The following is a 14,188-nucleotide window of genomic DNA, read 5'->3' as shown; positions in this document are numbered from 1 at the left end:
AAAGATGTCTTTGTGCTGTGCCTGGAGTCTCGGTTGCGGTAGAATAATTGGGTGACATGGGCCGAGACCCGGCCGTGACGAAAGATTGGGTGGGATGGTGATACCTTGGCTCAACCTGTCAGCTTAAAAACCTCCAACGCCTTCGACGTTGAACGGTACCGCGAGGCCATGGCCTGCCACCTGGATCTCGGCGATCCGGGATCGCAGCTCTTTTTCCAGGCGCTGGATTACGCACAAGAACTGCATCGAGGGCAGGTGCGCAAGTCCGGGGCTCCCTACATCAGCCACCCCTGCGCGGTGGCGGAAATCCTGGTCAAGGAGATGGGTATCCTGGATCCGGAGATGTTGGCCGCGGCGGTGCTGCACGATGTCATTGAGGATGTGCCGGAGGTGAGTTTCCAGTCCCTGGAGCGCCGGTTTGGGAGCGTGGTGGCGGAACTGGTGGACGGGTGCACCAAGATGACTCGGTCGCGGAAAGACCGGGCTGCGCTGAAGGATCTCACCCACAGCAAGATCCTCCAAACGGCCAGCCGGCGTTTGGGAGTCCTGGTGATTAAGCTGGCCGACAGGCTCCACAACCTGAGAACACTGCACTACCTGTCCCAGCCCAAGCGCCAGCGCATCGCGCAGGAAACGGTGGAGATCTACGCCCCCCTGGCCGCCAAACTCAATATCTTTTCGCTCAAGCGCGAACTTTATCACCTGGCCCTTTCCTACCTGTATCCTCGAAAAAGCAAGAAAATCCTCAATACCCTCAAGCTCCTGGACACCGATGAGCATGTTCTGGAAATGGAGCAGCGCCTCCGTCGGGCCTTTGAAGAAGCGGGCTTGCCGGTCCAGATCCGGCGGCGGGTCAAGGGGCTGGGCACCTATTACGATTCCGGCAAGAAGACACTGCGCCTGACCAATACGGAAAACCGAGTGGACTTCACCATCGTGGTGGACACGGAGGATGTTCGCCAGTGCTATTTCGCCTTGGGCGTGGTGGATACGCTCTTCCGGCCCGTTCCCAGAACCATTCGCGACTTCATTGCCAACCCCAAAAACAACGGCTACATGAGCTTGCACACCCGGGTCCACTTTCGGGGTGAAAACTATCTGATCAAGATCCGCACACAAGCCATGGATCAGTGGGCTCGGCAGGGGCTACTGAGCCAGTGGCGCCGTTCGGCCCAGATCGATGAGGCCTACCTGGAAGAGATCAGCGATTTTCTGCGGACCATAGGCGAATACGGCGGGGGAGGGGCGCAGCGGCGGCACCTCATCCAGTTGTCGGAGGCCGAAGAGGTCACCGTCTACACACCCCTGGGCGATGCCCACGTCTTTCCTCAAGGGAGCATCGTTTTGGACTTCGCCTACAAGATCCACTCGGACCTGGGCAATCACTGCAAGGGGGCCTTGGTCAACGGCCGGTTCGTTCGACCGACCCATGTGCTCAGCGACGGCGAGACCGTTGAGATTCTCAAGGCCGCAGAGCGGCTGGATCTGGACCCGGACTTGGAATCGCTCTGTCGCACTCCCAAGGCCAGAAGCGCCATCAACCGGGAAGTGAACCGCCGCCGGCGGGACTACGCCCAGTGGGTGGGCCAGGAAATCCTGCGCCAGGAGCTGGAACACCACGGCTTTCCCAGGAATCTCATCACCAGTGAAATCACCCGGCTCATCCTGGACGTTCTCAACCTAAAGTCTGTGCAAGATCTGTTCGTGCAGGTGGGCCAGGACCTGGTCTCGCCCCATCTGGTGCTCTACTACCTCCTGGATGCCACCCCCCGCCCCGTGACCCAGGCCAAACTCAAGGCCCAATTCGACCAGGACCATCCGCGCAATGTGCTTCGCGTCCCGGCACTCGATCCGGTGATCCACAAGTTTGCCGGCTGCTGCCACCCGTTTCCGGGAGAACGGGGGGTGGTGGCCACGCTCAGCGAGCGAGGCATCACGTTCCACCGCGGCAACTGCCGGGATCTGAGCGAGCGTCATGATTTGCCGTCCCAACGCCTCATGGACGTTCGCTGGGTCAAGGGAGCCACCTGGACACGGCCGATTTACGCCCGGCTGCGGATCCAGACCAAAGACAAAGCACCTCTTCTGCACGTCATCGGAAGCGTGCCCGGAGATATCGAGGTGTGCCATGTGCACGGTCATTTCGACCGGTCCGGGCAGTGGGCGGTCCTGGATGTGGTTCTTCGAGGATTCGACGACGCCCGCCGCTTTTTCGGTGCCTTTCCCCCGGCGAGCGCTGCCTTGGAGCGCTATTCGTTCTCGGCACTTCCGGATTGTTGCTGACCGGCTTGCGCTCAATGGATGGAACGGTTGGCGTGGGTTTCCTTGAAAAGCTTTTTCGCCATGGCGTGGAGATCGGTCTTCTTGATGCCGGCAAATTCCACGAGCAGGAACTGGATCCACGCCCCGCAGCAGAAACTGAGAAGGTTTTCTGAGCCCTTGAAGACGTCCTCTTCCAGCTTTCCTTCCTGAAAAGCCTGAGCGATGAGCTCGAGGACCGTCAGGTTCAATTCCCCCTCCCCATAGCGCTGTACGGCTCGTTTGTAGACGCGGGCAAGCTCGGGGTTGCGTTGAATGATGGCGACGGCGCATCTGGAAGCATCCACGAGCGTTTGAGGTTTCATGGGTTTCGCAGCTCCTCCCCGAAGCGACCTTGGGTTGGGTGTCCTTGATTTTTCCCTTCCTTGATTTATGGTGTATAACAAATTTCCCCAAATCGTCAAAGGAGCGCACACGGTGTTTGCGATGTGGAAAGGAGAGCGGGTGATGAGGCGAGAATGGCTTCGCAAGAGCGTGGTGACGGGCCGCGGAGGGCTCTTTTTCTTGTGTTTTATGATTTTCTTCGGGACCTTGGGACCCATGGCGTGGGCCGTCGTCAGCCCTTATGGAAACAACGCGCCGTCGTCCTTTGCTGATCTGGCCGATCAGGTTAAGGACTCTGTTGTGAACATCTCCACCACTCAAGTGATCAAGGGCCATCCGCTGCAGCCCTTCCTGAACCCGGACTCGCCTTTCCGTGAGTTTTTCGGCGACGACTTCTTCAAGCGCTTTTTCGGGGACGTGCCCCAGGGCAAGATGAAGACCCACTCCCTGGGGTCCGGGGTGGTCATCGATGAAGAAGGCCTCATCCTCACCAACAATCACGTGGTGGACAAGGCGGACGAAATCAAGATCAAGCTCCAGAATGGAAAGGAATACGACGCCAAGGTCGTGGGGCGGGATTCCAAGACGGATCTGGCCCTCATCAAGGTCAAGCCCGACGAGGACTTTCCCAAAGCCGCCCCGCTGGGAAACTCGGATGCACTGCGGGTGGGCGACTGGGTCATGGCCGTGGGCAACCCCTTTGGCCTGGGACACACCGTGACCGTGGGCATCATCAGCGCCAAGGGCCGCATCATCGGCGCCGGTCCCTACGATGACTTTCTACAGACGGACGCGGCCATCAATCCGGGCAACAGCGGCGGGCCTCTGTTCAACATGCGCGGCGAGGTGGTGGGGATCAATACGGCCATCGTGGCCCGGGGCCAAGGCATTGGGTTTGCCATCCCCATCAACATGGCCAAGGAACTGTTGCCCCAACTCAAGAGCGGCAAAGTGATTCGAGGCTGGCTGGGCGTGATGATTCAGGACATCACACCGGAACTGGCGGAATCGTTCGGTCTGAAGGAATCCAAGGGAGTCCTCATTTCGGACGTGATTGAAGACAGTCCGGCGGACAAGGCGGGGCTGGAAACGGGCGACATCGTGGTGGAGTTCAACGGAGAACCCGTGGAAAACGCCCATCAGCTCTCGCGGAAAGTGGCGAGCACACGGCCCGAAACCACCGTCAAGATCGGGATCCTGCGCGATGGTTCCCGAAAAACCATCCAGCTCCGACTGGGGACCATGCCGGAGGAAGGCGTCTCTGAACCGCCCTCCGTGGAAAAGACTTCCTGGGGTATGAGCGTCCAGAACCTGACCGAGGAACTGGCTTCGCGATTCGGTTGGGATGTCTCCGAGCGGGGAGTGATCATCACGGAAGTGGAGCCCGGGTCTCCGGCTGCGGAGGCCAGACTTCGTCCGGGCGATCTGATCAAGGAGGTCAACCGGAAAAAGATCCAAAACCTGCGCGACTACAACCAGGCTCTTAAGAAAGGAAAGAAAAAACGGAGCCTTCTCCTGCTGATCAAGCGAGGGGACCATACCTTCTACGTGGTTCTGCAGGCCCAAGAGGAATGAGACGTTACTCGATGGTAAGATAGGTCTCAGGGGCACCGAGCTATGAATCCGGTGAGAATCCATAAGGAGGGGTTATGAAAAGGTGGGATTCCTTGAGGAAAGCGTGCGGGTGTGTGGCTGTGCTGACTCTGCTCTTGACGGTCTCTCTTGCTTCGGCCGCCCAATTCAAGGGAGTGACTTTCCCCGATGAGATCACCATTGGTGGGGAAAAATGCGCGCTCAACGGCATCGGCATTCGCAAGAAGTTCTTCATCGATGTCTACTACGGCGCTTTTTACGCCAAAGAAAAGGTGAGCGAGGCCCGCACGGCCATCGAATCCGACCAACCCAAGGCGGTGGTGATCCACGTGATCTACAAGAAAGTGGACGCGGACAAATGGGTGGAAGGCTGGAAGGAAGGCTTTACCAAGAACACCCCGCAGCCCGATGCCGCGCTCAAAAAGAAGATGGATACCTTCGTCGGATGGTTCACCGAGCCGATCAAGAAAGGTGAAGAAGTGCGACTCTCCTACGAACCGGGCGTGGGGACCCATGTGGTGATCAAAGGCGTGGAAAAAGGGGTTGTTCCCGGAGCCGATTTCATGCAGGCCCTTTGGAAGATCTACTTCGGTGAGCACCCGGCGTCCAAGGACCTCAAGAAGGCGATGCTGGGACAGTCTTGAACCGAGATGATGAAGTCATGATCGAAGGAATGGCGGGCTCCGGTTTCTTGGTGGAAGTGCCGCCGGGGCACGTGCGTAAAGAAAAGGAAAAAGCTCGAGCCCTGAGAAAGACCCAGTGGTGGCAGCGCCGTATCGCCAAGGGGCGCTGCCACTACTGCGGTGCCCGTGTGGATCCCAAGGACCTCACCATGGACCATGTGGTCCCCTTGGTCCGCGGCGGTCGCACCACCAAAGGCAACGTGGTGCCTTGTTGCAAGGACTGCAACAGCAAGAAAAAATACTATTTGCCCATCGAGTGGGAGGAGTATTTGAGAACCCTTCAGGCGCCCGCACAAAAGGGGGAGTGAATGGCTCAAGAGAAAGACGCTGCGAACGGGACCGCGGATGCGGCGGAATGCTCCCAATGCGATCTGGCGGTCTATTGCTACGCGGAACCCAGCTCTTGGATATTCCGGACCCAGGCGGAGATGGCGGAAAAGATAGCGCGCATGGAGCGCTGCCCCGTGAATGTACAGGGAAAAGGTGTGCGATCGGCGGCCAAGGAGCCTTCCTGAAGGGATTGCCTGATCACGCTTGGATCCGACGTTTCGGCCCTATCCCACCACCAGAAGCCTGTCCGAAAACGCCCAGCTTGCTCCCTTGTTGTAGGGAAAGAAGCTTGGGGCCACCGGCGGGGATGTCCTGCCGGCCTGGCGTTTCAACCGTAGGGGCGGGTTCCGAACCCGCCCCACCAAGGCTGCCTGAGAATTCAAAAAGCACCCCGGGGCCGGTGAAATTTCAACGGGTCAGAACGCCACAAAAGGGCGAGAGGCCCTTGTCAGGCAGCCGGGATAAAAGAAAAGGGCTGGGGAGGGATCCAAATCGTCCCTCCCAGCTGGCTGCGCTCCAGGATCAGGTGAACATATTGATCTGACAGTCGACGGCGTGTTTCAGGTAGTCTTCGGCCGTCTGGATTTCCACCCCATCGATGAAATCGTCCTGGGTCAGGCCCATCATGTCCACGGTCATCTTGCAGGCCACCAGCTTGATTCCCTCCAGCTGCGCCATTTCCAAAAGCTCTTCCAGGCAGGGGATTTGCGCCTCATCCATCTTCTTTTTCATCATCTTGGTGGCCATGGCCGCCATGCCTGGGATGGCTCCCAGGGTGCCGGGCGGGATGAACCGGCATTTGTTCTGGTGATTCTTGCGGATCACATTGATCCCCATGAAGGTGTAGAAGATGGTGGCTTCCATGCCCAGCCGGACGGCGTTCAGCCCCAGTACCAGGGACGGGAAGGCGCCGTCCAGGGTGTCTCGGCTGCAGATGAAGGTACACGATTTCTTTTCGGGAACGGGATTCGATGCCTGTGTCATGTTTTTCTACCTCCAAGGTCTTTAGGGATTGGGAAGGGCGGGTAGGCCCGACCCGGTTCAAGTCTGTGCCGTTTCACCTGCGCTGTCTGCACACACGCAGTGGATGATCTTCAACACATTCCAGTTGGCGATGCGGTAGAAGACCTGGGAGCCATCCCTCCGTGAAGCCAGAATATCTTTGGATTTCATGAGATTGAGCTGCTGGGACGTGTAGGCTTGGGGAAGGTCCAGACCGGTATGGATCTCGGTGACTGTCTTCTCGCCGCCTTCCAGGAATTGTAGGATCTGAAGCCGAACGGGATGGGCGACGACCCGCAGGACTTCGGCGGCTTTTTGCAGGTGTTCCAAACGGACATCGGGGGTGGCCATGGCGCCTCCACACGTCATGAGATCAAGATATGCGAATGCTTTAATATGTGAAGTCCTCGCATCTGTCAAGCCCCTTCCTTTATGGGGCGCCATCAGCCGAGCCGCCCCCATCAGGCGGTGTCTGCAAGATGGGCTTGGGGGGTCGGAACCCTTTTTCAGGCCGTTTCCCAGGGGGTTGCCCAATGCGGCTTAGCGGCTATGCCCTCCTTCATGGGGGCGCGGGGTTGGTTCGGGAGGTCAACTCCTCTTGAGGATTCCCAAGGGGGCAATCAACTCTTCCTCGATGGCCCGCTTGGCCCATGGACGTCCGCGGCTTTCGCCCTGGCGATGCAGTCGGACCAGATCCTCGATCTGCCGGGTGATCCGCTGACGCGCTCGATCTCGCGCCGCGGCGATGGTTGCCCAGTCTCTGGATTGGCGAAAGACGCGAAAGGCCCTCAAGATTTCCGGAAAGAGAAGCTTGGTGAAGGGCCTGAGAAAGGCCACGTAAAAACCGAGAGAGGCGGCCTTTCGTGCTGTCGTGATGTGGGCCAGCAATCCCGTCTCGTCCGTGTCGGCGGCCAGATCCTTCAAAACACGGGCGTAGACTTCCACGGCGCTGTTGGCATAGGAGGCGACGATTTCCCGCCACATGGCGTTATCGAAAAGGCTTTGTCGCATCTCTCCCAGTTCGTGATGCACCCATGTGGCTAATTGCTCCTCGGAAATGGCGTACAGCCGGTCCGCATGCCCATTGGGATCCGCGGACACCGCTTCCATGTCCAGCCCGTACTGAGCCAGGGCGAAGTGCAGAGCGTTTCGAGCCGAGGGGCGCCTCTCGAAGATCTGTTCCCACAGAAAGGAGACCATGGGGTGATGGCGAGCGTAGATGATGGATCCTTGCCGCATGGCCGGGGAGGCGAAGATATCGCGAGCCAGCTCCTTTCCAACCATCAAGACCCGCACATCGTCCAGATATTGGATTTCACGAAGCGTTCCCAGAAAGAAGGAGGGCCGCAGGCCCGCCACGTAACCCGCCCCGTAAACGAGCCCTTCGGGGACCAGGACGTCGTTGATCCGCTCCACCTGGAAAGGGTCCAGGAGCTCGGAACCGATCCGGAGGGAAGTGAAGCCTTCGGAGTCGATCTCTTCCCACCGGGCCTCCCTTGTTTCGATCCAGTCCAAGAGATCCGACGGTTCCGGTTCACGCCAGGGCGGTAGTCCCTGTTCCCACTTGTAGTGGTCTCTCAAACGCAATACCAATCCGCATACGGACAGGGTGCCTCCATGATGGGCTTCCGCCAGAAGACAGTTGTAACGGACTTGTTCCCTTAGAAGCTTCGCATCCAGCATGGCCCTCATGTCTCCCCTTGCCCATTGCGCCGTTGGACCGAATGGATCCAACGCAGTATAACCCCTGGGTGGGGGAAAGAAAGGAAGGCTGGGGTGACCGACGACGAATTCAAAGCCGTTTTGAACCATTTCGATCTTTCCTGGTCGGGATACCGCAAGGTGCGAAAGGGTGTGAAGCGGCATCTCCTTCGCGCCATGGGAACCTGGGGGTGTTCCACGGTGCGCCAATGGCTGGATTTGTGCGATGTGAATCCGCAAGCGCAGCACCAGTGCCGACTGGCCCTGGCGGTGCACATCAGCCGCTTTTTCCGGGACCGGAGGCTTTGGTACGTGCTCCAGACGCATCTTCTCCCCGGGCTTTGCCGTTGGTGTGGAGACACCTTGCGGGTGTGGTCGGCGGGTTGCTCGCGGGGAGAGGAGATCTATTCCTTCAAGATGCTTTGGCTTCAGCTGGCAAAAGGCGGCGAACGGCTGCCGCGGCTGGATGCGTGGGCCACCGACCTGGATCCCCTGGTACTGGATATGGCTCGAGAGGGGGTGTTTCGGCGCAGCAGCCTGAAAGAGGTTGGCCGGGAGCTTCTGGGCGTGTACTTTGATCCGGTCGAGGAAGGAGCCTTCCGGGTGCGGGAATGTCTTCGGGCGGGGATCCAATGGGTTCGATCCGATTTTTTGCACGATCCGCCGCCCTGTGCGGAGACCCATTTAATCTTTTTGAGAAACAACCTGTTGACCTATTACGACGGTGAGCAGGTGCAGGAGTCCTTGGGCCGCATTTGGAAAAGCCTGGTCGTGGGGGGCTTTCTGGTGACGGGAAGCGGGGAGAGGTTGCCGGCGGGCTCCTGGCGAGCCCTACGAAGCGCCTCCGATCCCCACATTTACAGAAAGTGGGCGGAGTGAGACCTCTGGAGAGACGAACCGAGGAGGACGCTGTGAAGGTGACATGTTACGGGGCAGCAGGGTGTGTGACGGGCTCTTGTTTTCTGATCGACAACGGATCCAAGATTTTGGTGGACTGCGGCCTTTTTCAGGGCGGCAAGGCCATGGATGCCCTCAACCGTGAGCCTTGGCCGTTCAGTCCCTCGGAAATCGACGCCCTTCTTTTGACCCATGCGCACATCGATCACTGCGGGCGCATTCCCAAACTGGTCCGGGATGGGTTCCGAGGCCCGATCTACACCACGCCACCCACGGCGGAACTGTGCAAGATCCTTTTGCTCGATTCCGCTCACATACAGGAGATGGAGGCGGAATGGAAGACGCGGAAGAATCTGCGGCGCGGCCTGGAGCCGGTGGAACCTCTCTATACCACCGAGGACGCCGAACGCTGCTTTCCCCTCTTTCAGCCCATGGAGCGGGATCAAGTCTTTTCGCCCACACCCGCCTACACGGTGCGGCTTCGTAATGCGGGACACATCCTGGGATCGTCCATCCTCGAGATTTGGGACGGAGACGGGCGGGGGACAAAACTCGTTTTTTCGGGAGATATCGGCCGCAAGCATCAACTCATCGTCAAAGACCCCGAGCCCATCTTCGATGCCGACATGCTCTTTATCGAATCCACCTACGGGAACAGGCGGCACCGGTCGTTTCCGGAAAGTCTGGACGAACTGACGGAAGCCATCCACACCAGTTATCAGCACGGGCAAAAGGTGCTGATCCCCGCCTTCGCCGTGGAAAGAACCCAGGAGATTTTATACGTGCTGGGCGAGCTGCTCCGTTCCGGCAAGATTCCCCGCCTGCCCATCTACCTGGACAGCCCCTTGGCCATAGCCGCCACCAAGATCTTCCAGCAAATGCGCCAATACTACGACGAGGATGCCGTGGAGATCCTCAAGCAGGGCCACGATCCCTTTTCCTTTCCGGAGCTGGTCCTGTCCAAGTCGGCGGACGATTCCAAGGCCCTCAACCTCCTGGAAGGACCGGCGGTGATCATTGCCGGAAACGGCATGTGCACCGCCGGCCGCATCAAGCACCATTTGAAGCACAACCTCTGGAAGAAGGGATGTTCCCTGGTCATCGTGGGCTACCAGGCGGAGGGATCGCTCGGGCGGCGTCTCATCGAAGGGGCCCGGTCCATTCGGATCTTTGGTGAAGAGGTCGTGGTGCGCGCCAAAATCCATACGATCGGCGGCTTTTCCGCCCACGCGGACCGGGACGATCTGTTGGAGTGGATCTCCAATTTCAAAAATCCCAAACTTCGTGTGGTGGTCATCCATGGGGAAAAGGAATCGAGCGCCGCGTTTGCCGGGGCGATTCAAGAACGGTTCGGGCATCGGGTGTGGACACCGACCCTGGGCCAGACGTTGGATGTGAGCGAGGATCTGGCCCTGGAGCGGGTGGAACCGGCCCCGGCCGCCTGGCTCCAACAGTTCCACGAGCTGGAGGTGCGCATCGGTGAGGTGCGGCGTATGCTGGAAGCGACTCAGGACGCCCTGGATCCGGAAACCCGAAAGGAGATCGAACGCATTTCCAGAAGCTTTCTGGAGACCCTGGAAAAGGAAGTGCTGGCCCGGTTGAACGCGGCGAACGATCTTGGATGAGGAAAGCGGTGCCCATGAAAGAAGAGCTGGAAAAGTATGTGTTCCAAAGGGAGCGGACCCTATTGGAGACCCTTGTTCATGAGGCGGTGGAAGGCGTGCCGCGCGAAAGGCGATCGGCCGTGAAGGCGGCCATCCTGAGCCGGGCTCGTCTTCATCGTCTGGAGCACGGCGGCTCCTTTGTGACGGTTCGGGTGGGTGAAGAATGGCTTCCGTTGGATCGAGCCGTGGACCGCTTGGCGAGCGGTCCCGAGGGGACCTGAATCCCATGCAAGCCGGATGCGGGAGGAAACCATGGACCAAAAGAGGATAGGCACCAAGGTGATTCGACTGATCCGGGGTGACATCACGGAGATGGACACGGACGCCATCGTCAATGCCGCCAATGCCCAGCTCGTTCTGGGAGGGGGCGTGGCCGGGGCCATCCGCACCAAAGGCGGACCGAGCATCCAGGAAGAGTGTAACCGCATCGGAGGCACCCATGTGGGAGGGGCCGTCATAACGGGTGCGGGCAACCTGAAGGCGCGGTACGTGATCCATGCCGTGGGGCCGCGCATGGGGGAGGGGGACGAAGACCGGAAGCTGGAAAACGCCACCCGGAACAGCCTGCTTCGGGCCACGGAAAAGGGCCTGAAGAGTGTGGCTTTCCCGGCCATCAGCACGGGCATCTTCGGCTTTCCCAAGGATCGTTGCGCCCGGATCATGCTGAACACCGTGGCAGACTTTCTCAAAAGAGAAGAGACCACCCTGGAGGACGTGGTCTTTTGCCTGTGGAGTGAGGAGGATCTTCAGGTTTTTCAAAAGGCTTTGGAGGAGATGGAATAGGGGTGCCCCTTCAGGGGGTGGTGGCCAGTTGAAGCCGGCGGCACAGCCGGTCGTAGTCCGGATCGCTCAGGGACTGGAGCGGACCGGTGGGGCTGAAATGGACCAGGGACCGGGTTGTTGGTTCGAAGACCTTGCCCGCCTGCAAATGGGGGGCGACGAGCCGGTAGCGGAACCCTTCGCCCAGATCCATGACCAGGTCGAAGGTCTCCTCGTCTTCCAAGAGGCGAACCATGTGGCTGTTTTGCACGTAAGCCCGCCCCTGCATGACACGATCGTCCAGGGCGTCCCGGGTTACTTCCAACAAGCCTTCCGTAAGCTCCACGGCGCGTTCCAAGGGGGTAACCAGGTAGGCCCGCTCAATGATATAAGAACCTTCTGCGAAAGGAATCCATGAGGGCATGGTACGCCTCCCTTCGGGTGTGAGGTTTGAACCGCGTGCGGTGTGGGCGGCCACGCGTCGTCTCTAACATAATGGGTCTTGGACCGATGGACAAGGAGGTCGTGACGGGCGGGCCTCCGCACTACCATGAAAGTAAGAACCTCCTGCCCTTTCCTCATATCCGCCGAGCGGGGGCAGGCTTCGGAACCCTTGTCGAATCAAAGGAGATGAGTGTGCACAAGACGCCGTTGGATGTGCTTTTGTCCCAGATCGAAGCCAAATACAAGGTGGAGGTGACAGACCTTCGCATCGGAGATGAGACTCTCAAGATCGCCCAGTTGGCCGACTTTGAAGGCACCATCGAAAAACTGGTGGAACAGGACCGGTTTTCTCTCGAAGATCTGCCCCTGTGGGCCAAGGTGTGGGAATCTTCCTTCGTTTTGGCCTCTTTTCTTGGAAAGCAGCAGGTGCTACCGGATCGACGGATCCTGGAAATCGGGGCCGGCCTGGGGGTTGTGGGAGTCTATGCCGCGGTGAAGGGCCATCGGGTGACGATCTCCGATATGAACGACGATGCTCTGCTCTTCGCCCGTGCCAATGTGCTGTTAAACGGGTGCCAAGACCGGGCGGAGGTGCGCCGGATCGATTGGACGTCCCCCCACGTGCCGACCCCTTATCCCATGATTGTGGGCTCGGAGGTGCTCTACGACCGGGAAAGCTATCCCGTGCTGGTTGGATTCCTGGATGAGGTCTTGGCGCCGGGAGGTACCATCTTCCTGACTAAAAACAAGCAGTTGAAGGCACCTGGTTTTTTCGCGGAGTTGGTAAAGACCTTCGGTTACAAGGAGAAGGTGATCCGCCTGCGAGGCCCCGAGGACGAAATAGAGGTGGGGCTCTACGCCGTGCGGCGAAAAGCGGAAATTTAAGCCGGGGGGGTGACAGCGTGCGCACACGGGAGACGAGGGCCCGATGCCGGCCAATGGAGATTCGCACGTCCCGAGGGGTCCTGCCCGCGATGCTGCACCTCTCCCCGCAGGCCTTGAAGGAAGGGGCGTCCCCTTTTCCCCTGGTGGTGTGCTGTCATGGGATGTTGAGTTCCATGCAGAGCGCCAAGCTGGTGGCGGTGGCCGAGCGCTTGGCCCACCAAGGGCTGTCCGCCCTTCGGTTTGATTTCACTGGATGCGGCCGCAATGAGAGCGCTTTCGGCGAGAGCCTGGTGGGTAGCCGAGTGGAGGACCTGGAGGAGGTGCTTGACTGGGTGGAGAAGGAGTGGGGCGCCGGCCCTGTGGGGCTCTTCGGATCGAGTTTGGGCGGCTTTGTTTCCCTTGTGGTGGCCTCCCGCGACCCCCACCGAGTGGGCGCCGTGGTGACCTGGGCGGCGCCGTGTTCGCTGTGGGGGCTTCTTGCCCACAAGACGCTTCCCCGACCGTCCACGCCTACCTGGCCGTCGAGTCTTGCCTTGGGAGAACCCGCGACCGTTCCGGAATCGCCCGGATTGACCCGGGTGCTGGTGGCCCACGGAATCCAGGACGAACTGGTTCCCTGGTCCCATGCCGTGGACATCTATGGGCGGCTGGGGGAGCCCAAGCGGCTCTGGCTGTTGGAAGAAGGGGATCACCGCTTCTTGGACGAAGCCGTTCGAAAGAAACTCCTGGCCGCCACGGTGGAGTGGTTTCAAGAATACCTGCAGCCCCCCGAGCTTGGGTGAGAGCGGGGGGGTCAGGCCCGTTTTGAGGAAGACTCTTCGGCCGGGATCGGGCCTGCGGCGTGGGCCCGGGGCGCCGAACGGGGGAAAAGCCGGCAAGGTCAGGGGGAGTGGGCGTTCTTTTTCAGGCGGGTGACCGTGTTGTGGGCCAGGCGCAGGGGTTCGGGGATCCTGTAGCGTCGGACGCACCTTTCCACCAGATCAAGCGAGCTTTCCAGATCCGCTTTGTGGCCCGGCGATACGTAGATGGGCTTGACGCCCGTTCGCGAGCGATACACGTATCCCACGGGATCCCCCTGGAGGGTTAGCACGCTTCGGCATCCCTTTTCGGTTCCCACGGGATCGTGGTCTCCACAAAGGCGCTTTTTGGCACAGCCCACCGTCGGAAGATCTAAGACCAATCCCACGTGGCAAGCCAGCCCGAATCGCCTGGGATGTGCCAGGCCTTGTCCGTCGCACAGCAAGACGTCGGGGCGATGCCGAAGTTTTTCGAAGGCCGCCGTTACGGCGGGCAGTTCCCGAAAGCTGAGCAGCCCGGGAACATAGGGAAATTCCACCGGTCGGCGCACATGCGCCGTTTCCAGAAGCTCCAGAGAAGGCCAGGAGAAGGCAAGCACAACGGCAATGAGTTCCTTGGAAGGAAGATAGGACAGATCGGCGGCGGCGACCACGCGAACCCGGGCGGGCAGGGGGCACAAGCGCACCCTGCCCGCCAATTCTTTTTGAAGGGCAATGGCCTCAGCGGGGGTGGGTAGGCTGGAACCATGGAGCCCATCTGATGGGGTCATGACTTTGCTGGGCCCCCAGG

17 protein-coding genes are annotated in these 14,188 nt (G+C 59.7%); 11 read left to right on the top strand and 6 right to left on the bottom strand.

All coding sequences use genetic code 11. The features are described 5' to 3' along the window. Positions 1-105: 105 nt before the first annotated feature. Complete coding sequence (locus B9A12_RS14040; protein ID WP_139796647.1) at positions 106-2,283, top strand: RelA/SpoT family protein; 2,178 nt, start codon at positions 106-108, stop codon at positions 2,281-2,283. A gap of 11 nt (positions 2,284-2,294) precedes the next feature. Here the strand turns inward: B9A12_RS14040 and B9A12_RS14035 are convergent, their stop codons facing one another. Then, the gene (locus B9A12_RS14035) at positions 2,295-2,624 is read right to left on the bottom strand and encodes a hypothetical protein (protein WP_084058735.1); all 330 of its coding nucleotides are present in this window, start codon (positions 2,622-2,624) and stop codon (positions 2,295-2,297) included. Positions 2,625-2,766: 142 nt separating this feature from the next. Between B9A12_RS14035 and B9A12_RS14030 the strand changes: the two genes are divergently transcribed. The 4 genes from B9A12_RS14030 to B9A12_RS14015 all read left to right on the top strand — a co-directional run bounded on the left by B9A12_RS14030 (position 2,767) and on the right by B9A12_RS14015 (position 5,434). Further along, positions 2,767-4,218, top strand: coding sequence for a DegQ family serine endoprotease (locus B9A12_RS14030; protein ID WP_084058734.1), 1,452 nt, complete (start codon positions 2,767-2,769; stop codon positions 4,216-4,218). Positions 4,219-4,292: 74 nt separating this feature from the next. Continuing rightward, positions 4,293-4,880, top strand: a complete 588-nt coding sequence (locus B9A12_RS14025; protein WP_084058733.1) for a chalcone isomerase family protein — start codon at positions 4,293-4,295, stop codon at positions 4,878-4,880. Positions 4,881-4,897: 17 nt separating this feature from the next. Then, entirely contained in the window at positions 4,898-5,227 is a 330-nt protein-coding gene (locus B9A12_RS14020; protein ID WP_084058772.1) for an HNH endonuclease, read from the top strand. Next, positions 5,228-5,434 (top strand): hypothetical protein, encoded by a 207-nt coding sequence (locus B9A12_RS14015; RefSeq protein ID WP_084058732.1) that lies wholly within the window; start codon positions 5,228-5,230, stop codon positions 5,432-5,434. It abuts the gene before it with no gap. A 337-nt stretch (positions 5,435-5,771) separates the two neighbouring features. Here B9A12_RS14015 and B9A12_RS14010 read toward each other — a convergent pair whose 3' ends face one another. The 3 genes from B9A12_RS14010 to B9A12_RS14000 all read right to left on the bottom strand — a co-directional run bounded on the left by B9A12_RS14010 (position 5,772) and on the right by B9A12_RS14000 (position 7,934). Next, positions 5,772-6,233, bottom strand: a complete 462-nt coding sequence (locus B9A12_RS14010) for a DsrE/DsrF/DrsH-like family protein (RefSeq protein ID WP_084058731.1) — start codon at positions 6,231-6,233, stop codon at positions 5,772-5,774. 57 nt (positions 6,234-6,290) lie between these two features. Continuing rightward, positions 6,291-6,602 carry an ArsR/SmtB family transcription factor gene (locus B9A12_RS14005; protein WP_170920621.1) on the bottom strand — a complete coding sequence of 104 codons (312 nt, stop codon included), beginning with the start codon at positions 6,600-6,602 and terminating at the stop codon, positions 6,291-6,293. Positions 6,603-6,839: 237 nt separating this feature from the next. Continuing rightward, entirely contained in the window at positions 6,840-7,934 is a 1,095-nt protein-coding gene (locus B9A12_RS14000; RefSeq protein ID WP_139796645.1) for an Sfum_1244 family protein, read from the bottom strand. Positions 7,935-8,027: 93 nt separating this feature from the next. On the opposite strand from B9A12_RS14000, the gene B9A12_RS13995 reads away from it, so the two are divergent. Genes B9A12_RS13995 through B9A12_RS13980 form a run of 4 tightly spaced genes read left to right on the top strand, consistent with a single transcriptional unit; the run spans position 8,028 to position 11,296 of the window. Further along, the gene (locus tag B9A12_RS13995; protein ID WP_084058728.1) at positions 8,028-8,831 is read left to right on the top strand and encodes a CheR family methyltransferase; all 804 of its coding nucleotides are present in this window, start codon (positions 8,028-8,030) and stop codon (positions 8,829-8,831) included. Between the two features lie 32 nt (positions 8,832-8,863). After that, positions 8,864-10,474, top strand: coding sequence for an MBL fold metallo-hydrolase RNA specificity domain-containing protein (locus B9A12_RS13990; protein ID WP_084058727.1), 1,611 nt, complete (start codon positions 8,864-8,866; stop codon positions 10,472-10,474). A gap of 14 nt (positions 10,475-10,488) precedes the next feature. Further along, the gene (locus tag B9A12_RS13985) at positions 10,489-10,734 is read left to right on the top strand and encodes a hypothetical protein (RefSeq protein WP_084058726.1); all 246 of its coding nucleotides are present in this window, start codon (positions 10,489-10,491) and stop codon (positions 10,732-10,734) included. A 31-nt stretch (positions 10,735-10,765) separates the two neighbouring features. Beyond that, positions 10,766-11,296, top strand: a complete 531-nt coding sequence (locus B9A12_RS13980) for a macro domain-containing protein (RefSeq protein ID WP_084058771.1) — start codon at positions 10,766-10,768, stop codon at positions 11,294-11,296. A gap of 10 nt (positions 11,297-11,306) precedes the next feature. Here B9A12_RS13980 and B9A12_RS13975 read toward each other — a convergent pair whose 3' ends face one another. Next, positions 11,307-11,696 (bottom strand): hypothetical protein, encoded by a 390-nt coding sequence (locus tag B9A12_RS13975; RefSeq protein ID WP_084058725.1) that lies wholly within the window; start codon positions 11,694-11,696, stop codon positions 11,307-11,309. A 212-nt stretch (positions 11,697-11,908) separates the two neighbouring features. Between B9A12_RS13975 and B9A12_RS13970 the strand changes: the two genes are divergently transcribed. Next, the gene (locus tag B9A12_RS13970) at positions 11,909-12,601 is read left to right on the top strand and encodes a class I SAM-dependent methyltransferase (RefSeq protein ID WP_170920620.1); all 693 of its coding nucleotides are present in this window, start codon (positions 11,909-11,911) and stop codon (positions 12,599-12,601) included. Between the two features lie 89 nt (positions 12,602-12,690). Beyond that, entirely contained in the window at positions 12,691-13,383 is a 693-nt protein-coding gene (locus tag B9A12_RS13965) for an alpha/beta hydrolase family protein (RefSeq protein WP_170920619.1), read from the top strand. 98 nt (positions 13,384-13,481) lie between these two features. Here B9A12_RS13965 and nfi read toward each other — a convergent pair whose 3' ends face one another. Next, positions 13,482-14,168: a deoxyribonuclease V gene (gene nfi, locus B9A12_RS13960; RefSeq protein WP_084058722.1), complete on the bottom strand. Its 687-nt coding sequence runs from the start codon at positions 14,166-14,168 to the stop codon at positions 13,482-13,484. Positions 14,169-14,188 lie beyond the last annotated feature (20 nt).

The organism is Desulfacinum hydrothermale DSM 13146, assembly GCF_900176285.1.
In the GTDB taxonomy this organism is placed as follows: Bacteria; Desulfobacterota; Syntrophobacteria; order Syntrophobacterales; family DSM-9756; genus Desulfacinum; species Desulfacinum hydrothermale.
This window is presented reverse-complemented; position numbering and strand designations above follow the sequence as displayed.